Below are 19,278 nucleotides of genomic sequence, written 5' to 3'. Positions count from 1 at the left end.
TTTAAATATCTAGAAACGTTCTGGAACGTCTTGGACAGAATGGCGTAGTAATAGAGCACCATTGTCACTACGATGTCGACGTCGTAGGGTATTGGCGTGACGAGTAATAAGAAGTTTAAAAGTAGATGGATTTAACCACGTAGAAACAGTTGGCATTAACTATATTATTTCTTAAGCTTTAAGCTTAATTTAATTGAGTCTGGATATAGTGCCGTTATGAAGGTGTATAACAAATTACAATCTAATAGTATAAGGAGAGCTTTAATTTTTAAAAATTCGTCAATGAGCTGGTTAACACTGATTTTTATACCCATATAACGGCACTATATCCATACTCGAGTAAAAAGGAGAAAAATTAATAAAGGACTCAAAGAATATATTAGTGGGAATATGATAGGGGAAAAGATTGAAAAGAAAGTTGATGATAAAGGAAGAATTTACATTCCTAAGTATAAGGGTAAAAAGGTTTACTTGGTTGACCTCGGCAATGGAGACTTTCTAACTGATAATGAAGAGTTAGCTGAGGCTGTGAGTAAGAAAGCTTCAAGTTTCTTCAATGAAGAGTTCCTCAGATTAGTTACTGAGCTAGACTTTAAAGAAATTCATAAAGAGGCAGAAGAGGAGCTTTCTAACTCAGTCATGAAATATCTAGGTTGACCTTATGGAAGAGAAATATCTCTTAGACACTGATGTCCTAGTGTCTAAGCAGTTTGTGAACGTTAAGCAACCGTTTGTAGTTAGCTTAATGTCAGTTATAGAGTTGGCCTCAGTTATACGTAAGAAATACCTTGAGTTACTTAAGAAAGGAGAGAAATCAAGAGCTGAAGGTTATGTGAAATTTCTAAACCTTACTTTGTCCCACATAAAGAATGTAATAGTAGAGGTTTCGCTTAAGGACATCGAGGATGCTATTAACGTAATGTTTACGAGAGATGTAAATCTAGGTGAAGCAGTAAATGCTATGATAGCTAAGAGGTTAGATTGCACTGTTATTAGCAACGATAAAGACTGGGAGAGGTTGAAGGATATAGTCAAGATAAAGAGAATAGAAGTAAAGCCTTAAGAAAGTAAACAAAAGTAAACCGTTTGCTTAAGTTGATGGAAGAGAGTAGCATATGAATAATCTACTTAAGTTAAAAACTTTTACTAAGTTGAGGTTTACTGATTCTTATGTCAGCTTTTAAGAACTACTTTATAATATATAATATTTGATGCAAAATATTCTATTAAAATCATTTTAGATTTAATCTTCTTACAATCATTTTAATATTATTGAAAATAGATTATTCTACTATATGTACTATTAATCTATTACTTGAAGAGTTTTTAGTCTTAAACTATATATTATCCTCGTACTCTTCAACGTTTAGATTACTTAACTTTCTCACATTTTTATTTATTAGCGCATAAATAATTACTAATGCTGCAAAGATCGAAGTAGTTATGGCTGCAATGTTTATAGGATATGTTGGTGGATAAAAGCTATAATATATTCCTATTACGAGTATGAAAAAGGAAATTATTGGAAGTATACCGTGTAAGATAATGTTGAAATTTCTGATTTTACTATAGAAAAATGGTAATGCTATATCCCCTAAGATATGCCCTATAAAAAGGGCTATTGAAGAAGCTAGAATTAAATATAAGAAGCCGTAATAAGGTCCCATAACTAATCCAGCAGTAATAGATATTATAGCTGTGAGAGTATTGATAAGAATAGTATTCACTCCACATACCTAGGTCTGCAGGAGATTATGTTTACGTTTCCAGAGCGATGGGAGGACTTGCTGGGACAGTACTTGCAATGTCCTTAATCATGAGTTTTTCTATGGGATTTCCTGTACTTGCAGAATTAGAAGTTATCATGGTAATAATTCCTGGATTACAGGCAATTGGATAGCTTTCCACAATCCACTTCTCATAAATGTTGCAAACACAATTTCCACAAACAATGTTTATCTTACGTTAACTACAACTCTGGTAATTGCCATATTATTTCTTCTATCTATTAAACAAAAGGTGTATAGAAATACTTTTAGATTTTTAACAATTTTACAAATTATAGGCGTAGCCATTATCATTGCAGGAATGACATTGTTTAGGAGTTCTTATCTACCTTACGTTAAACCTTTTCACGAGCAGATAGGTTATATTTCAAACTCTAGCTTTATCTTCAATATTCGTACTTTCAATGTATGCTTTTTCAAATGCCCCTTCATATTTTGGCGGAGAGATAAAGAAACCTAAGACAGGATTTTTTGCAGGATATATTTTATCGTATTTTGCTGCAACCTTATTTGTAGTTCTTTTTATACTTTCAATAGAATTTAGTATAGGCAAAGGAGGATATATTTTTGCAACAATACAAGGATGGAATTTACCCATCTCAACATCGTCTCTATTGGCTTTTGGCGTAGTGCCCTTTCTGAATATTCCTGAAATTACCATTATTTTAGTAGTTAGTGCATTAAGTTGGTATCTACTTTATGCTATGATAAATGTAACAGCTTCTTCCAGAATGATGTTATCCCTAGCCTTTGATAGAGTTCTTCCGTCCTTCTTAGGAGACGTAAAAGGGGAATCCCAGTTAATGCTTTAATAACCTCATTTTTGCTTTCTGCATTGTTTGAATTTATAGAGGTATATTTAGGATATTCTGTAAGTTTTGCTGTGGACGGATTATGGTTTATAATATGGAATTACGTAATAGTAAGCATAGCTTCTATTAAATTTTCTAGTGTAGATAAAAGAATTCTTATAACGTCTATTCTTTTGATGAAGTTGTCGAGGTTATTGATGAGGTTGTTGTAGAAGTTGTGGATCTTGTCACTCTCGCGTTAACGCTAGTAATGGCAAAGCTCACACCCCTAGTAGAAGTCCCGCTTTACTCTTTTCGCTTTTTTCAAGTGCGCTTAACGAGGTTGTTGAAAAGTGTGATAAAGAAAAGTAATTAGCTTAACTATTGCGAAAAAGTTAAACACCTCTTTTAAACTGTTGTGAGCTTGTCCCTCAACACCCCGGCTACTTGGGCAATGACGTCCCTCCCCGCCTTCCCCTCTCTGTAGAAGCTCACGAACCCGTGCAACATGCCCAAGTACCTCACGGCAGTGCTCTCGTTACCGCTCTTCCTCAACAAGTGGGTGTAGTACTCTTTCTGGTACCTTAATGGGTCGTACTCCGCCTTGATTATAAAGGAGGGAGGTCGCGTAGGTCCGCGAAGACTGGGGAGATGTAGGGGCTCAGCGCGTCCCTCGGGTTGGAGAAGTAGGCGGAGCCGAAGGATCTCATCATCTCCATCGTCAGGGAGTACTCCTCGCCGAACTCGTAGAGGGAGGGGGAGGTGTCTACTGCGTTTGTCGCTGGGTAGAACATGCTTGGAACCTGACCAGTCCCTCCCCCTTGTCCCTGTCCATCAAGCTCACCACCGTTGCCAAGTTCCCCCAGCGCTGTCCCCGGCCATCGCGAGCCTAGAGGGGTCGACGCCCAGCTTCCCTGTCTGCCACGTACTTGAGGGCCGAGTAGGAGTCGTTTACCGCGACAGGGAACTTGTTCTCCGGGGCCAGCCTATACTCTACTGACACCACCACGAGCCCAGAGAGCCTTGAGAGGAGCCTGTATACGTTGTCGTGGGCCTCCAGGCCACCGAAGACGAAGCCACCACCGTGGAAGTAGAGGACTGCGGGGAGGTTCTCCCTGGTGGATGGGTAGTAGGCCCTCGCCCTTATCTTCCCGCCCTGCACGCCGACCTCGAAGTCCCTCGTCCCTGCTACTGGCTCCTGGTCGGGATCGGAGAAGAGGAGGTCCATTGCCCCCTCACGTCCTGGACATCGTGGAAGTTGAACTTGGCACTGGAGAGCCTCTCCAGCACCCTCTTAACTTGGGGGTCAAGTATGGGTAAAAACACTCAGCCAAGAGCCAGGAATAAAGGGACGCCCGCGTCACTGCCCCAGCCTTGAGAGGGCCTCCCTCAGCTCGCCCAGCACCTCGGGGCTGTCGAGGGTGGAGACGTCGCCCACGTCCTTGTCCTTCACCACTGCCCTTATGAGCCTCCTCATTATCTTACCGCTCTTGGTCTTGGGTAGCCTCGACACCAGCACCACGTAGTCCACCTTTATCCCCGCGTTCCTCAAGTACTCCTTTATCTCCTGTTCTAGGCCCTTGCTCCTCTCCAGTCCAGCCCTCGGAACCGCTATTACCAGCACCCTGGAGACCCCCTGCTCGTCCACATAGCCCACAGCGGACGCCTCTGCCACGGAGGGGTGGCTGACCGCGACGCTCTCTATCTCCATGGTGCCTATCCTCTCCCCCTCCTTGGTGATCACGTCGTCTGCCCTGCCCACTACGTAGAGGTAGCCGTCCTCGTCCACGTAGCCGTAGTCCCCGGTGTAGAAGTACCCAGGGAATCTAGACCAGTATGTCTTGAGCATCCTCTCTCCCCCTGGGTCGTTCACCATCTTTGCCATTGCCGGGTTGGTGGAGCTGAGCACTATGTAACCCTTCCTCCCGGGTGGTAGTGGGTTCCCGTCGTCGTCAACCACAGCAAACCTTGAGCCGGGGAACGCAACCCCAGCGGAGCCCTCCTTGTACGGCACCTCACCGAGCCCAGCAGGGGTCGCGGCTATGGGCAGGAGGTGCTCGGTCATCCAGTAGGCGTCGGCTATGTAGACGTCGCTCAGCCTCTCCCTCAGCCACTTCCTGGCCCCCGGGTTCAGTGGCTCCCCTGTGTTGAGGATCACCCTCAGGCTGGACACGTCCCCTGAGGTCACGGACTCGTCGCCGAGGCTCTTCAGTGTGTAGAGTGTCGTGGTAGAGCTCCACACGAGGCTCACCCCGAACCTCTCCACCACCCTCGAGAACGCGTCTGGTTTGTGGCCCACGTAGCCCTCGAAGAGCACTCCGGTGAGCCCCATGACTGGGACTGTGTAGAGGTTGGCCATTGGCCAGACCGGCCAGCCGAGCTCCGAGATGGTCCACCACACGTCCCCTCTCCTTGGCCCTAGGAGGGCGTCGAAGGCCCAGTTCAGCGCCACCACGTAACCGCCGTTGGTGTGGTAGAGGCCCTTTGGCCTCCCCGTCGTCCCAGAGGTGTAGTAGATGGTGGCCGGCTCATTTGCCTCCACCGCCTCAGGCTCCACGAACACCCTCCCCCTAGGCTTCACGTCGTCGTAGACCACGTCCCTGCTGTTCACGTCGACGTCACCCCTCTTAATCACGAGCACCTTCTCGACGGGCGTTTTGAACTTCTCCAGGACGTTGTCGAAGGCCCTCTTCACGTTTACCTCCTTCCCGTTCCTCACTGTGGACGACGCGACCACTGCCATCCTGGAACCGCAGTCGTTTAGCCTGTACGCCAGCGTGTCCTCGCTGAGGCCCAAGTAGTGCACTACAAGCACTCCCCCCAGCCTGTGCACGGCCAGGGAGAAGTAAACGGCCTCAGGTATGCTGGGCATGAGAAGAGAGACAGCGTCCCCTCTCCTCACCCCCATCTCCCTGAGTACGTGGGCCGCCCTGTTCACCTCGCAGAATAGGTCCCTGTACGAGACCGCCTTGGTCTCTCCCCTCTCGTTTGTCCAGTAGAATGCAACGCTGTCCGGTTGCCTCTTGAATTGCCTGTCCACAGCGTTGTAGGAGACGTTGACGAGCCCCCCTACGAACCACTTGTCGTTGGGAGGCTTCCCCTTGACCACGGACATCGGCCTCTTGAACCAGTCGAGGTACTTGCTCCTCTCCGCCCAGAACCGCTCTGGGTTGTCGTTTGCCTCCTGGGAGAGTCTCCTTATCCTCTCTAGGGAAAACAGCTCTACCTTCATATTTTTTATTTTCGGAGGGGAGACTTAAATACCTTATTGTGCATATTTTCTAATATTCAAAAGAAAATTTTAAAAATATTTATAGACGATATAGTAAAGTTCGCAGTCATCCTTTTAAAATATAAAATATTGAAATCGGGTTTATATACAAGGGATTCCTATTAGCCTGTTGATAGCCGAGGAGTCCAGCTACTGAGAGATCGGCGGTTCAAAGGCTTTTGTCCTTTTTTAACCCATAGTCCAAGTTATTTTATGCTATCCGAGATCAGGGAGAAGCTCAGGGAAGTAAACGAGAGGGTCCTAAACCACCAGTTCGTGAAGCTGGCTGAAGAGGGGAGACTGCCCCTGGAGAAGGTGGAGCTCTTCTACTCCCAACAGTGGTACATAGTCAACTACGACGTCAGATCCCTGGCTGTTATGTTCAGCAGAGCGAGGGAGCAGGACGAGCTGGACTTCTTCATGGGGATAATCCAGGGGGACTACCGGGGACTCCAAGTGCTGAGGAGAGTTGCGAGGAATGACGTACCTCCAATCTCCAGCGTAGTAGCTTACACCCACTACATGTCTTGGCTGGCCAACTACGCGAACCCTGGGGAGCAAGTCCTGGCTCTCGTGGTCAACTTGCCGGTCTGGAGCGAGAACTGCAGGAGGCTGGCTAAGGCGTTAAAGGGGAGGGCTAACACGGAGTTCCTTGAGCTCTTCGCGGACGTAAAGGTGGACGAGGGGACGGCGGAGGGAATAATCTCTAGGTACCAAGGGAGGTACTTGGAGGTAGCTAGGACGATCCAAGCCTACGAGCTGTCCTTCTGGGACGGACTGTTGGGAGATGGGGCACAGCTACCTCCCTAGACCTCCAGCAGGAAACCGTTCACCATACGTGGGTTCTCCGCAGATTTTAGATATATCTATTTTTTAATCCTTGAAACTTACATAACATATGTACAAATGGTTTAAGGAGATGAGAAAGGAGAGCCCCATCTACTACGACGGGAACGTGTGACACGTCTTCTCCTACAAGTACGCGAAGGAGGTGCTCAACGACTTCTCTCACTTCTCCTCTGACATGACCGGGTACAACGAGAAGGTGGAGGAGCTGAGGAAGGGGAAGATAAAGGTAGACCTACCCACTAGGTACACAATGCTGACCTCTGACCCACCGCTCCACGACGAGCTGAGGTCGATGGCCTCCGACGTGTTCTCGTCCGCTAAGCTCCAGTCCCTAGAGGGCTTCATAAGGGAGACCGCAAAGTCCCTCCTGGACACCTTCCAGGAGGAGGAAGACGTGGTGAGGAAGCTGGTGGTGCCCCTACCCCTAATCGTCATCTCCAAGTTGCTGGACCTCTCCGCAGAGGACTGGGAGAGGTTCAAGGACTGGTCTGACTTGATAGCCCTAAGGCTCGGGAAGCCTGAGGAGATATTCGCGGTGGGAAAGAAGTACATAGAGATGGTGACGTACGTGAGGAAGCATTTGAACCCGGAATCGGAGCTGGTCAGCAGGGTGCTGAACTCAAACCTCACGAACCTAGAGAAGCTCGACTACGTCATCCTCCTCCTAATTGCGGGGAACGAGACGACCACCAACTTGATAAATAAGAAGACAAACCTCGCCTAGCGGGGTAAGGTTTTAAAGTATAAAAACGATTTCCTTTTATGACGCTTTCTTTGGCGAACTAAAGATGAGGAGCCCCGATTACTCCCGCAATTCCGGAAGCGTCAGAACAATCGTCATAAGGCTCTTCCCTAGTGGGTAAACAGAGGAAATTGAGGAAGTTGGCAGACGCAACAGCAAAGCTGTGGAACGAGATTAACTACGAGAGACAACAATTCTTTCAGCAAAAGAAAGTGAACCTCAATGACGCGTGGTACAAGTACGAGACAAGAAAGTTCTAGGAGTTAACGCTCAAGCAGTTTTACAGAAGAACAACTTGGTCGTCCTTCTTCTCCTTACTAAAACAAATACCGTCATTCATCAATCTCGCCGCCAAGCTATTGGAAGGAAGACGGTAAGAGGAAGTTGATCCTAGTAGTTAGACAAGATCGCTACGAAGTTGACGAGGAAAAACGCGTCATCTTTCTGAAGGATTGGAAAATGAAGATGCCCTTTGAAGGTAGGTTAAGGTGGTTTGGAGTACAAGGTAGACTGGAGATTCGCGTGATGGGCAACAATTTTTACGCCCACATTTCGTTGACGTTAGTAGGACTGTAGCAAAAAAGAGCAATAAGCCAATGAAGGACTCTCTTGTCGTCCACGGCGAAAGAGAGAAGTTGAGAAGCCTAAAGGCAACAAGGTTGCGTCAATTGACCTTGGCGTAAACGCGTTGGCTACTGTCGTTGTTGAGAACTTACTGTTCTATTTTACCGCGGTTCAGCAGTGAAGAGCGATTACTTCTATTTTCAGGAGAGGATCGCCGAACTCGACGAGCTGAAGAGCGAGACAGAAAAGGTTCAAGAAGTGAAAGCTAGGGAAGAAGTGTTGAGGGAAAGAATTCACTAAGCTTTACCGTAGGCTTCTTCATTTACAGAACTTTAGCCTCTCACCTTGCTGAGCATTTGTGGTCTCTTGGCGTCTCCACAGTTTACTTGGGCTATCCCTATTTTATCGCTCAGGATAAGGGTAACAAGCTCACTGTGAACATTTGGTCTTATCGCAAGTTTGGCGCTATAGTGAACAAATTCCACGAGTACGGCATAAAGACGTTTCTAGTCGTTGAGTACAATACTTCACGGCTCTGTGCTTATCGCGGCGTTAAGGTTGACAGAAATCCCAAGGGGTGTCGATAGCTGTCCTTTTGGTCGTAATTGTCCTTTTGGCCATAAACTTCACAGCGACGTTAGTGGAGCGGTAAACATTGTGAAACTAGGAGTGAAGAAGATTGTCAACGCTTTGAAAAACCTCTCTTTCCTTTCTCTTCACGTCTAATGGAGTATCTCCCTTAAAGGGGAGTAACGCCTTAGACCTATGCAGAACCCTCGCAGGGCGGGGAGGGGGTCAGTTACTTCAGCGGTTTGTGAAGAAGGGCTAACAACCGTGAAATAAACGGTTATGTCTATCAGGAGTTAAGCTCTAAGCCTAGAGGTCTCAAGTTTATTTTGTCCTGATTGCTCTTCCATTATATACCTTATTTGTTTCTAATTGACTGCGTCATTACGTCTAATAGAGTATCTATTTAGTACTATAAACTTCTTGAATTAGTGATATCTTTTTACGAAATGATTGTTCCAGAATTCGGAAAACCTTAGCTCTCTTGAATAGGAAACCTTGACTCGAGATTCATCGTCATGTAAATTAAGATATAAAAACTCGTTCTCGTCTTACTCGACCAGTTACGCTCTCTTTTTCCCTCTTCTGGGCAACAGAATTAGAGCCATGATTGTAGCCATTACGGCGATGAAGGTTATAGGCACGTCATACACGGAGTAGCCCAAGTAGTCTATCCCTATACTCAAGTACTTTATCACGGGGTCCACGTTGTTGTTCACTACGACTATCAAGTAGCTCTTGTTGAACACGGAGGAACCGTTGCTCCACACAAGCGAGGCCGTGACGTTAAACTTGTAGAAGTTGGAGGACGCGTAGACGTAGGTTATGGCAATTTGTCCGGGGCCCAGCTGGGACAGAGGTATCACTTGTGGGTACAGAGAAGTGACGGAGTTGGAGGAGACCAATAAGTACCCATCTTGGGGGCTTGTGTTGCCTATGTTCTTTATGTAGAGCAACAAGGTGAAGGTGTTCCCGTTCTGAGTAACTTGGTACTTCTCAAGCCTTAAGACGGGTACCTTTAATGGGACGGTAACCTTGAGCTCGTACTCCGAGAAGTATTCCACGCTGTTTACGGCGTATCTCACCTCTACCGGAACGGCGGAAGTCGCGTTACCTTGTATCGTCAAGGTAACTTGGGCGTTGGGCTGGATTTGACCCACAGTGTAGGTCTGGTTAGTGGAGGGCACTACCACAACGACATTTGAAACTTGGAGCCCTAGTTCGTCCTTTAGGAATATGGTAAGCCTTCCGTCAAGTAAAGTGTAGTTGAGGCTTAGGGCTTGTGGCTCGAGCTCAACTGCCTCGTGGAACGGGACGCCTTCTACGTAGTAGGTTACGTTCACCAAGCTCGCGTTTTCCCTCAGTGAAGCGAAAGAGTAAGGCCTTATGGAGCCCACGTGGTGTCCGTCGACGCTCACGTTTTCCATTTCTACTGGTAAGTTGCTGAACAACGTCAAGCTTGAGTCGGAGAGGTTGTAGAAGAAGGAGAGGGCGGTGAGGTTCTGGGCGAACGGGACGTCCACCGTTCCTAGTTCCGTGATGTTCCCGCTGTCGTTAAAGACGTAAGCCCCAATAGCTACTTGGCCAGACGCGTAGACGACAAGGGAGTAGGTAAAGGTCTGGTTTGGCCCCCACTGGGGTAGGTAGATCAAGTGCTTCATCGCGGAACCGTTGCCCACCACCAAGTCCACGTAAACGTCCCGGAGCGGAGTTCCCAGAACGTTTGTGAGCTCTACCTCTAGGAGGTTCTTCCCCTCGGCCAAGTAGTAGGGATTTGGGGAAGAGACTACCGCGTACCTCAGCGGAGTGCCTTGCGTGTCGTTCACCAACAAGTAGTACGTCTCGGAGAAGTTGCTGTAACCGTAGGGGGTCAAGTAATATGCCCTCACTTCCACGGGGTAGAGGGACAAGTAGAACTGCAGTGGGACGAAGAGAGAGGCGTTAAACGTAACGGCTTGAGGAGACAAGTTAAGGCTCTCAGAGTTCACCCACACCTTCAAGGAGTAAACGGGCACTTGGTTCCTGTTCACCACGAAGGTTACTATGTTCTCTCCCACCTTCAGGGAGCTCGCTACAGGGTAGACTGAGATGTAGGGCTCGCCGTAGTAGGTCAAGGAGAAGGAGAAGGGTGTCACGTAGTAAGTGGTTTGGTTGTCAACCACTACCGTCCAGTTGACGAACCCGGTGAAGTTTAGGACAGAGGAAACTGGAACTCCGCGTACGTACAGGGGAACGTCTAGAGACACCTCTCCCTGGCCCTGCCCAGCCGTCACTCCTTCCTCCACCGTGTCGCCTCCAGTCAAATTCGAGAGCCCCGCGGGCAACGTCAGTGAAAACTCCCCTCCTAGTGCTGGGACAGTGGCGTAGTACTTGACGTTGACCTTCAGCGTCACGACTCCGTTGTTGGGGGAAGAGGCCCAACAACCATCGACGTATACGTAGACGGGCTTAGCTGGAACGTAACCTATTGCTGGGAAGGCGTAAAAGGCTACCCCTGTCAAGGCAAGAGCTAGTACTAGGAAAGATCCGAGTCTCCACATCTTGGGTCACCTACAATTTTCGTAACTATACTTAAGCTTATTGCTTAAGTTGTCAAATGACTTTTGTCTTTGCAAATGAAAATTTTGATCAGTGTTTACTCTGAGAGGAAGTCTGGCCAGGGGAAATTAACAAGGATCTCACGTTGAAGAAAACTCCTGTGATCTCTGAAAACTTGTTTACTGAAAACTTGTTTACTTTTCACGTATATAGCTAGCTTCCACTTAATATAGTAGTTAGAGGTATTTAAAACTTACTTTTCACGTATATAGCTAGCTTCCACTTAATATAGTAGTTAGAGGTATTTAAAACAAAGTTTATAAAGTGTATAAAGTAGAAATTGTACGATACCAGTATGTTATTTGAGTTAATGGAACTATTCTACATGATAGTATCTCGCCACTTCCTGTACTGGCCAGTCAGCTTCCTATTTTTCTTCCTCACCGGTTCCCTAGTTAGGAGGTACTACTCTAGAAAGTACTCCCCCTACAAGGAAGGGCTCAGCAGAAAGGACGTGAAGGTCAGCGTGGTGATCCCGGAGTACAAAGAAGAGATCGACATACTGGAGAGGTGCATAAAGAGCGCCGTTGAGAGTAATCCCGACGAGGTGATCTTGGTGTATGAGGACAACCGCCCCGAGGTCAAGGCACTAGTTAAGAAGTACAAGATAAGAGGCGTCGACGTCACGGGGAAGAACTTGCGGAAGAGGGGCTCCCTGGTGGTGGGGTGGCTGATGGCTAAGGGAGACATAATAGTGCAGTTGGACAGCGACACCGTAATGTCTAAGCAGACGCTGGAGGAGATAGTGAAGCCCTTCGCAGACCCAAAAGTTGTGGGAGTCCAGGGGCACCCTCTACTCTTCAGGACGGGGAGCAAGCTGGCCTTTGCCCTTGGACAAATAATAGAGCTGAGCAGGGACGTGGTCTGCAGGGCGCTCAACGGAAACCTAGTGGTAATAGACGGCAAGATCGCCGCCTACAGGAGAAGCTTCCTGATAAGCATAATGAAGGAGTTCCTCTACGAGAAGTGGGGCAAAATGAGGATTATAGGCGCCGACGACAGGGCACTTACTTTCTTCGCGAACTTGAAGGGCTACAAGACGGTTTACCAGTCCACCGCCATTGTGTACTCAGCTGCACAGCCGACGCTATATAAGTTCCTCCTACAGCAGATGAGGTGGGCGAGGTCTGGGTATTTGTACTTCTTGAAGGACCTCAAATCAGGGCTCTTCTTCATGGTCACTAGGAGGTACAGGTTCCAGCAGATAACCTACCTTTTCGGGCCTCTCTCCTTGGCTATAGCCATAACGCAGACTGTCCTCTCCAACGTACAGATAGTGAACCAACTAGGACAGTTCATCAATCAGCTGGCGGCAATCAACGTACCTCTACTGCTCTACTCGGTGTCAGTGTTCCTTTTCGGCTCTCTGCTAACCTTCAGGACGAGCTTGTTCCTCTTGGGCGTCGACTTAAACGAGGTGAGAAAGATTTCCCTTGCGTGGTTTGAGTACTTGATAATACCCCTCCTTGGCCTGTTCTTGATATTCCCCCTGATGTTGTACTCCATGATAACCTACAACAAGATCAACCAGTGGCTGACGAGGGAAATGCTTGATGGGGTGGTTTAGGTGAAGGAGGTGGAGATAAGTGAGAGGAGGTGCAAGTTCTGCGGGTACCCGGTAAAGGTGAGGCGTACTTTCTGCGCTAGGTGCGGATCCCTCATCAGGGACAGTTTAAGGGACCAGATACTGTCCCTGTACTTCCTGGAGGTCATCAACGAACTGATCAAGGGGGGAAAGAACGTTTTGGACGCAAGGGAAGACTTCGAGGTTGGGGGCAAAAAGGTTGCTGACTACTACTTCGAACTGGAGGACAAGGTGGAGCTCGCGTACCTTGTCCAAAGCAGGAGGGAGCTAGGCCACATGGTGTTTCCCTTGCAAGTTAAGGACAAGGACGTGAAGGTGACTGTTATCTTGGCGTACTTGGGAGACAAGTACAAGGACCTAGAGATGCTGAAGGAAGCGAGCAGGGTATACGAGGTCGTAATGGAAGGAGACGGACTAAAGTTAACAAGGTTAAAGTAATTTTTCTAATTTCCTTTTTCCTTAACTTTTTATGTTAACTTTCTTTTTCATTAAATAGGAATATGGGAAATAAATAGTTTATTAATGGCTGAAAGTTAGGAAAGGGCCTGGGTCAACAGTACTAGGCGTAGTCCGGATCCACATCCGCCGCTTTGCCTCTCAGTCAGCGTTTTTAACTTTGCCTTGTACACAACTCCGTGAACAAACGCTACCTCCTCTTAGTGCTGGGCGGGATCTCCTTCGGCACAGCCTCAATTTTCATCAAGTTCTCCGACCTCTCCCCTGGGGCAATAACCTTCCTTCGCTTCCTGATAGCTGGGTTGGTCCTGTCCCTTGGGAGGATTAAGCTCAAGGACGTGATTAACTTCCTCCCCTACGGTCTTCTCCTGGCGGTGCACATGGTGCTCTTTGTAGAGAGCGTGTACACGACCTTCCTCATCGACGCCACTGTCCTCGTCTCCACCTCTCCAATATTCGCCCTATTCCTCTCCCCCGTGTCAAAGGCTTAGCCTAAGCCCCTTGAGGCACTCTCAGCGATTGTAGTAGTAACTGGAGTGGCACTGATTAACTACCCGTTGAGCTCAGGGGAGGCACTCGGAAACGCCCTCGCCCTGGCCTCCGCTTCGCAATTGCCTTGTACACCTCGCTCTTGGGCAGGAGGGGAGTAGAAGAACCCCTGCACGCCACCTCATCCATATACTTGGCCTCCTCCGTCTTCGCTCTTCCCCTATTCGTGGTGGAGGGCTTCGGCGAACTGGACGTCACCTCTGTCCTCTCCCTCCTTGGGTTGATCGCACTGCCCACCCTGTTAGGCCACACGTCCGTGGTAGTTGCCTCAGGCCACGTAAAGCCACACGTAATTGAGACCATAGGCCTTCTGGAACCAGTGGTAGTAGCTTCTGCCTTGGCGTTCCTCTTGCTGGGCCAGGTGCCGTCCTTGTATCAGTTAATAGGAGGAGGGATAGTGGTGATGTCGGTGGCCGTGGTCGTCGTGGAAGGTCGGAAGTGACTTCGGTCGTCTTATCGCTTTACCCTCAAGCAACAACGATACCCGTTGGAAGGGATTGGACAAGTCCTTAAAGCCTTGACATTTACTTCCCTACCATGGGAAGGCTACTCGACGCGTTTTTCCTGGCGCTGTGCGTTGCTGGGGTCTGCATCTCGGCCTACTTGACCCACGAGACCCTCTCCTCTAGCCAACTACTCGGCTTCTGCGACGTCAACTCGTACGTCAGTTGTTCGGCAGTTGTATCGAGTCCTTTCTCAAGGCTGTTCGGCGTGCCAGTAGCGCTCCTGGGACTATCGTGGTTCTCCCTCATGTTAGTGCTCTGGGTCGCGAAGAGGGACTGGTTGGTCTACCCTTGGTTGGTGGGCATCTTCTTCGTGGCTTACCTCGTCTTCACGGAGGTTTACTTCATCCACGCCATCTGCCTACTATGCAGCACTGCACACGCCATAGCCCTCGCCATGGGTTACTTCGTCTTCAAGTACTCTGAGGAGGGGGCAAAGAGAGGATAGGGAGATAACAAGAGGAAAGCCAAGTTAATGTTGGCTACTAGACAACTTCTGGGAAAGAGCTCGTAACGGGTGTATAAAGGCAAGGGCTAGTTTTATATACTAACTTATTGTGAAATTTGAGTCGTTACCACTCGTCTACGATGGCTTAAAGTTTTCGGTTTCTGAATAATTTATTCGAAAAGAATAGCGCTAATTTAAGAAGCATGTAGTGCTAAATAAGCACGCTACTGCACGTAACAGCGTCCTTAATCTGAAACTAATATAAGGTAGATAAGGGAAAGCTCTTAAGACAAAACAAACTTGGTACCACTAGCCTAGAGCTTAACTCCATGTAGACTCGACTGTTTTTACAGTTGTAGCCCTTCTTCACAAACCATGTGGTAAATTAATAAAGCCCTTCTTTCTTCCACCATTAAAGGAGGACTACGCTCTCTACGAGATTCTTATTAGGCGAGAGCCTTCATGTCCCATCCACTTAGGAGCTCTTCCCTCTCAGACACGTTCCATGCACCTCGGTTCCTAGGCCAATCTTCCCTTGGACAGAGATCCCCATGAGGGGCACCACGTTAAGGAATCAGTTGTCAGCAATCTTACCTTCATCTTTACTAGGTCTTATGTGGATGATGGAGCACAAGTACTGCAAGGAGAATTGCCGTCTCGCTTATTTATTAAAGTGACATTTTATATTCATGGCAAGGACTTTAGCGGTTTTGGGCTCTGACAAGCTGGTTACTACCACCAACGCTGTCCTCACAGAGGTGTTCACGGGCTTCATACCTGACGAGGTAGTAGTACTCTCCGAGACAGCCCACAAGAAGGACATCTCTCCCCTTTCAGAGCTAGTGTCCATGTTCTCAGACGCGAAGGTAAAGCTAAGGGAAGAGGTAGTAGGAAAGGGGGTCGAGAGTTGGAGAGAGAAGGTGTCCAGCCTTAATGTAGACGTGGCAGACGTGACTCCCGGGAGAAAGTACATGGCGGTCGCGGTGTACACCTATTCAAAGGCCAACGAGGTGAGGTACGTCTTCCTCGAGAAGGAGAGCGAGGGTTATCGAGTCTTTGGCTACGCGCCCTTTAACGAGGTCAAAGTGTTCAACTTGAGGACTGGGAGGGACGTGCCCTTTTCCCCTCCCCACGTGAAGAGGTGTGGATCAGAGGTCTCCTACCTCTCAAACGATGGGCTGAGGGCCCTCATCAACGTGTACTCCCTCTTGGGAAAGGTAGGGCTGATCATAGACGGGGAGGAGGTTTCGTTGGAGGAATTGACCGACTTGATCAACAGGAATAGATACGGAGGTGGAATGGAGGCAAACACTTATGAGTTGTGCGCTATTAGGTCTGGGCTACTCGTCTTCAAGGAAGAGGACGAGGTGAGGAAAAAGGTCGACTGCAACACGTTCTTCGTTGCAGACACTAACGTATACGTCAGCCTGGGCAACAGGATAGGGTTGATAACCTATAGTAAGGACCACGGCAGGAGGCTAATACCCACTAGGTCTGTGTTCAACGAGATTGAGGATAAATTAGGGACAACGCAGAAAGGTGACGAAAAGCTAAAGGTCTTCCAGCTAGCCTCGCTCTCCTTTAGATCTCTTCACGCTCCTCCTATATCCTCGAACGTGAGCAGTAGCGGTGACACGTCCTTCATAAAGGAGACCGGCTCACTCAAGGCGTTATTGCCACACGTGGTTATGGTGACGAGAGACCAAGGAGTCGCTAGATCTGCCCAAGGTAAAGGGATTGAGGTGGTGCTCTTAAAGGATTTAGTCAGGGGCTCGCTGGAGGGAATAGGGGAGTTTATAAATTGCCTTTCCCTGATGGGGAAGAAGGTTAGACTGACCCTAAATGGAGAGGAGGAAGCGATCATTGAGTCCCAAGTTACGGCAAGTGATAGAGTCAAGGTAAAAGACAAACTAAAGTACGCGTGCGTGATAGAGAGGGTAGAGGAGTTCATTAGGAGCTAGAGGGTTTAACGTCATAGCAAGACCAACTATGGGAACGCGATTGAGTTGAGGGTATCTCCACTAGGGGCATTGGCCTCGCTTAGCCCATTTCCATCTTCGCAGAACAATTCGTCCTCGACGTAACTCAGCCCAAATCTAACTAGTGTAAGGAGTAAGACTGGGACACCTTACGGGAAAAGCTCAACTTAATAAGGAGTTCCTCCTGAACTTTATCGCTAAGTACGCTATTATCCCTAATAACTACACGTACTGCTATGCCAAAGCCGACTTTAACTCCAGTCTTGCCTCGGCTTGTAATCGCAGCGATTGGTGATTTGACGTTATCCACCTTAAAGAACAGCGGGGCTGTGTAGTTGCCCATGTGCGTTGACTCGTTAGATTACATACTGCAAAAGAACTATAGAGGTCACTTCAAGTACTTGTCGAACCACTCTTTCTTCACCTTGAGTCTGTCCCTCATGTTTCTTGGGTTCCCCTTCCTCGCGTGCTCGTGGCCGTCACCTTGATACCTAACCAAGGCTGTAGGCACGCCGTTTAGCTTGAGGGCCGTAAAGAATTGCTCCGCCTGCTCTATGGGGCAACGGTAATCCTGCTCGCCGTGGATCAGCATCACAGGGGTTTTCACTTGTTTGACGTAATAGATGGGCGACATCCTCATGAGCTTCTCCATCCCTTCCACGCTCCACGGGTCTCCTACCTCAGCCTCCACAGCGTTAAACCAGAAGCCTATGTCGCTCGTCCCGCACATGCTCACTAGGTTTGATATACTCCTCTCGGTTATGGCTGCTGAGAAGAAGTCGGTCTTGGTGACTATCCAGTTGGTCATGAACCCGCCGTAAGATCCTCCAGTTACGCCAAACTTCCCCTTGAGCCCGAACTTTTCCTTTACTTCCTTCACAAAGTTCATAATCTCCTTGAAGTCCTTCCCTCCCCAATCGCCAACAACTCCCCTTGCAAATTCCTCTCCATATCCCTGGCTCCCGGTAGGGTTGCAGTAAATCACGTTGTACCCGTTCTTGGCAAAGAACTGAAACTCCACGTAATAAGCGTTGCCGTAGGCACCGTGTGGACCACCGTGGACGAAGAGGATTGTTGGATTTTCTTGGCCAGTGATTATCGCCCACCCCTCTACTCCACTTACCACTTCCGCTGGTGGAATCCCCCTTATCCCGGGGTTAAGGTCGTAGTCGACTCCGTCGTAATGTAGGATGGAGGGCTTTTCAGGAGTGGTGTAAAAGTAAGCGAGCTTTCCGTGTCGGTAGTCAAAGCCCCTTATGACTCCCTTCAACTCTGTGAGCTTCTCAGCCTTACCGTCGCTGACCATGTAAACGTTCACCGAACCTCCCTCTTGACCAAGGGTAACAACTACGTCCTTCTCGAAGACCAAGTTTGCAGAAGGGGAGTCAAACAAGTCTACGATTACAGAGCTGCCGCAGTACTTACCGCAAAGGACGCTCTTCCCCTGTTCTGGGAAGAAGACCTCCTGCACTGCCCAAGGAGACACCCCCTTTCTGTGGCCTAGGAAGGCAACTTCACCCTTCTCGTTCATTGCTACCGCAGTCACCTTTCCCTCTCCCTCGGTTAACTTCTTCAGCTCCCCGTTCTCCACGTCTACCTCGTAGACGTCGTCGAGGCCCACGTCGCCCCCGTTCACCGAGATGACCACCCTCTCCCCGTTTGTGGCAACGTCGATGACGTCGAAGTCGCTCCCTCCCACTATCTTCCTCGCTTTTCCTTCCGAGAATAGGAATAGGGAAGTCCTAGACCTCAAGAGCCCCCTACCGTCGAACTTGTGCTTGACGTTTACGGCGTAAAAGGGGGCCTTGTCGTCAGCCTTCTCCTCCCCGAGTATCAAGATGCCCTTCCTGTGGAAGGCGTACTTCACCACCTTTCCTAGGGACAAGAGCTTTGCTGGCTCGCCGAACTCCCTCTGCTCGAAGAGGGCCTTTACCTTCTCTCCCTTGACGTAGTACAGGGCGTCGCCGTGGATCTCTGGGAGGATCCCCTCTCCTACCTTCTGCTTGTTCAAGAAGAAGTAGTTCTTGTACTTGTCCTTGACTATCTCTGTCTCTACGTGGATAAGGCCCCTCTCAGAGAGCTTAACGTAGGAGACCAACTTTAACGAATACGCCTCTTCGGGTGTCATATGAATAGTTTGGGGAAAAAATAATAAGGTTACTTTTCTAAGCGCCTTGCGCGGAGCACCTTTGACTTGACGACGTTAAGGGGCTTCGTTGCGCCGTTGAGGCTTGGAGCCTCCAAGAGCATGACTACTGTTTGCACTACTTCGTCCACGCCCACCCCATCGAAGTTGGTTGTCCTGCCCTTCAACAGGGTGAGGACTAAGTTGCCGAGCCAGCCGAGGGTCGCTACGTCAGCTATGAACGCTCCTACCGTCATTACTACCTCTGGCGTAATGTAAGCAGGTATCAGGGGAAACACCTCTGCTTTCCTCACCAGCCCGCTGACTCCCAGTGCGTCAAAGCCAACTATCAACATTGCTGTGCCCACCATGTAGCCCACTAGGTGTATCCAACCTAGCTTGTTGGAGTACCACATCCTTTCCGTGAGCATTGGGACCATGTAGTAGAGCGTTGCGAAGCCAGC

19 protein-coding genes and 2 pseudogenes are annotated in these 19,278 nt (G+C 48.6%); 13 read left to right on the top strand and 8 right to left on the bottom strand.

What is annotated here, in order from left to right; genetic code table 11:
• Window positions 1-390: 390 nt before the first annotated feature.
• Complete coding sequence (locus MPF33_10825) at window positions 391-657, top strand: AbrB/MazE/SpoVT family DNA-binding domain-containing protein (GenBank protein MCI2415713.1); 267 nt, start codon at window positions 391-393, stop codon at window positions 655-657.
• A 4-nt stretch (window positions 658-661) separates the two neighbouring features.
• Window positions 662-1,063, top strand: a complete 402-nt coding sequence (locus MPF33_10820) for a hypothetical protein (GenBank protein MCI2415712.1) — start codon at window positions 662-664, stop codon at window positions 1,061-1,063.
• A 274-nt stretch (window positions 1,064-1,337) separates the two neighbouring features.
• Here MPF33_10820 and MPF33_10815 read toward each other — a convergent pair whose 3' ends face one another.
• From MPF33_10815 to MPF33_10795, 5 genes and pseudogenes are all read right to left on the bottom strand, one after another.
• Window positions 1,338-1,727 carry a hypothetical protein gene (locus MPF33_10815; protein MCI2415711.1) on the bottom strand — a complete coding sequence of 130 codons (390 nt, stop codon included), beginning with the start codon at window positions 1,725-1,727 and terminating at the stop codon, window positions 1,338-1,340.
• Between the two features lie 427 nt (window positions 1,728-2,154).
• Window positions 2,155-2,448 (bottom strand): hypothetical protein, encoded by a 294-nt coding sequence (locus MPF33_10810; GenBank protein MCI2415710.1) that lies wholly within the window; start codon window positions 2,446-2,448, stop codon window positions 2,155-2,157.
• A gap of 538 nt (window positions 2,449-2,986) precedes the next feature.
• Window positions 2,987-3,806, bottom strand: a pseudogene (locus MPF33_10805) (alpha/beta hydrolase).
• The gene (locus MPF33_10800; GenBank protein ID MCI2415709.1) at window positions 3,767-3,904 is read right to left on the bottom strand and encodes a hypothetical protein; all 138 of its coding nucleotides are present in this window, start codon (window positions 3,902-3,904) and stop codon (window positions 3,767-3,769) included. Before MPF33_10800 ends, MPF33_10805 begins: the two are co-directional and overlap by 40 nt.
• A 34-nt stretch (window positions 3,905-3,938) precedes the next feature.
• Window positions 3,939-5,810, bottom strand: a complete 1,872-nt coding sequence (locus MPF33_10795; GenBank protein ID MCI2415708.1) for an AMP-binding protein — start codon at window positions 5,808-5,810, stop codon at window positions 3,939-3,941.
• Window positions 5,811-6,062: 252 nt separating this feature from the next.
• On the opposite strand from MPF33_10795, the gene MPF33_10790 reads away from it, so the two are divergent.
• From MPF33_10790 to MPF33_10770, 5 genes and pseudogenes are all read left to right on the top strand, one after another.
• A complete protein-coding gene (locus tag MPF33_10790) occupies window positions 6,063-6,659 on the top strand; it encodes a TenA family transcriptional regulator (protein ID MCI2415707.1) in 597 nt (198 codons plus the stop codon).
• Between the two features lie 88 nt (window positions 6,660-6,747).
• A pseudogene (locus MPF33_10785) lies at window positions 6,748-7,401 on the top strand (cytochrome P450).
• 152 nt (window positions 7,402-7,553) lie between these two features.
• Window positions 7,554-7,700, top strand: coding sequence for a hypothetical protein (locus tag MPF33_10780; protein MCI2415706.1), 147 nt, complete (start codon window positions 7,554-7,556; stop codon window positions 7,698-7,700).
• A 124-nt stretch (window positions 7,701-7,824) separates the two neighbouring features.
• Window positions 7,825-8,016, top strand: a complete 192-nt coding sequence (locus MPF33_10775; protein ID MCI2415705.1) for a hypothetical protein — start codon at window positions 7,825-7,827, stop codon at window positions 8,014-8,016.
• A 344-nt stretch (window positions 8,017-8,360) separates the two neighbouring features.
• Window positions 8,361-8,591: a transposase gene (locus MPF33_10770; GenBank protein ID MCI2415704.1), complete on the top strand. Its 231-nt coding sequence runs from the start codon at window positions 8,361-8,363 to the stop codon at window positions 8,589-8,591.
• 543 nt (window positions 8,592-9,134) lie between these two features.
• Here the strand turns inward: MPF33_10770 and MPF33_10765 are convergent.
• Entirely contained in the window at window positions 9,135-11,111 is a 1,977-nt protein-coding gene (locus MPF33_10765) for a hypothetical protein (protein ID MCI2415703.1), read from the bottom strand.
• Between the two features lie 353 nt (window positions 11,112-11,464).
• Here MPF33_10765 and MPF33_10760 point away from each other — a divergent pair, with 353 nt between their 5' ends.
• The 6 genes from MPF33_10760 (at window position 11,465) to MPF33_10735 (ending at window position 16,671) form a co-directional block, all read left to right on the top strand.
• Window positions 11,465-12,736 carry a glycosyltransferase gene (locus MPF33_10760; GenBank protein ID MCI2415702.1) on the top strand — a complete coding sequence of 424 codons (1,272 nt, stop codon included), beginning with the start codon at window positions 11,465-11,467 and terminating at the stop codon, window positions 12,734-12,736.
• Window positions 12,737-13,192, top strand: a complete 456-nt coding sequence (locus MPF33_10755) for a hypothetical protein (GenBank protein MCI2415701.1) — start codon at window positions 12,737-12,739, stop codon at window positions 13,190-13,192.
• A 197-nt stretch (window positions 13,193-13,389) separates the two neighbouring features.
• Complete coding sequence (locus MPF33_10750; GenBank protein MCI2415700.1) at window positions 13,390-13,701, top strand: hypothetical protein; 312 nt, start codon at window positions 13,390-13,392, stop codon at window positions 13,699-13,701.
• Between the two features lie 125 nt (window positions 13,702-13,826).
• On the top strand, window positions 13,827-14,201 hold the full coding sequence (locus MPF33_10745; protein ID MCI2415699.1) for an EamA family transporter: 375 nt from the start codon (window positions 13,827-13,829) through the stop codon (window positions 14,199-14,201).
• A 95-nt stretch (window positions 14,202-14,296) separates the two neighbouring features.
• Window positions 14,297-14,710 carry a vitamin K epoxide reductase family protein gene (locus MPF33_10740; GenBank protein MCI2415698.1) on the top strand — a complete coding sequence of 138 codons (414 nt, stop codon included), beginning with the start codon at window positions 14,297-14,299 and terminating at the stop codon, window positions 14,708-14,710.
• A 689-nt stretch (window positions 14,711-15,399) separates the two neighbouring features.
• Window positions 15,400-16,671: a hypothetical protein gene (locus tag MPF33_10735; protein ID MCI2415697.1), complete on the top strand. Its 1,272-nt coding sequence runs from the start codon at window positions 15,400-15,402 to the stop codon at window positions 16,669-16,671.
• Window positions 16,672-17,077: 406 nt separating this feature from the next.
• Here the strand turns inward: MPF33_10735 and MPF33_10730 are convergent, their stop codons facing one another.
• Both MPF33_10730 and MPF33_10725 read right to left on the bottom strand, forming a co-directional pair.
• On the bottom strand, window positions 17,078-18,817 hold the full coding sequence (locus tag MPF33_10730; protein MCI2415696.1) for a S9 family peptidase: 1,740 nt from the start codon (window positions 18,815-18,817) through the stop codon (window positions 17,078-17,080).
• Between the two features lie 29 nt (window positions 18,818-18,846).
• Window positions 18,847-19,278: cbb3-type cytochrome c oxidase subunit I (locus tag MPF33_10725; protein ID MCI2415695.1), on the bottom strand; the 432-nt coding region annotated here is incomplete at its 5' end.

The organism is Candidatus Aramenus sp. CH1 (assembly GCA_022678445.1).
Lineage (GTDB): Archaea > Thermoproteota > Thermoprotei_A > Sulfolobales > Sulfolobaceae > Aramenus.
The sequence above is the reverse complement of the archived record's forward strand: the minus strand, read 5'-3'. Positions and strand labels throughout refer to the sequence as shown.

Coding starts and splice junctions, on each gene's coding strand:
- MPF33_10760 (MCI2415702.1), top strand. CDS start 11,465: ATGTTATTTGAGTTAATGGAACTATTCTACATGATAGTATCTCGCCAC.
- MPF33_10810 (MCI2415710.1), bottom strand. CDS start 2,448: ATGGTAATTTCAGGAATATTCAGAAAGGGCACTACGCCAAAAGCCAAT.
- MPF33_10825 (MCI2415713.1), top strand. CDS start 391: ATGATAGGGGAAAAGATTGAAAAGAAAGTTGATGATAAAGGAAGAATT.
- MPF33_10790 (MCI2415707.1), top strand. CDS start 6,063: ATGCTATCCGAGATCAGGGAGAAGCTCAGGGAAGTAAACGAGAGGGTC.
- MPF33_10795 (MCI2415708.1), bottom strand. CDS start 5,810: ATGAAGGTAGAGCTGTTTTCCCTAGAGAGGATAAGGAGACTCTCCCAG.
- MPF33_10735 (MCI2415697.1), top strand. CDS start 15,400: ATGGCAAGGACTTTAGCGGTTTTGGGCTCTGACAAGCTGGTTACTACC.
- MPF33_10730 (MCI2415696.1), bottom strand. CDS start 18,817: ATGACACCCGAAGAGGCGTATTCGTTAAAGTTGGTCTCCTACGTTAAG.
- MPF33_10740 (MCI2415698.1), top strand. CDS start 14,297: ATGGGAAGGCTACTCGACGCGTTTTTCCTGGCGCTGTGCGTTGCTGGG.
- MPF33_10765 (MCI2415703.1), bottom strand. CDS start 11,111: ATGTGGAGACTCGGATCTTTCCTAGTACTAGCTCTTGCCTTGACAGGG.
- MPF33_10820 (MCI2415712.1), top strand. CDS start 662: ATGGAAGAGAAATATCTCTTAGACACTGATGTCCTAGTGTCTAAGCAG.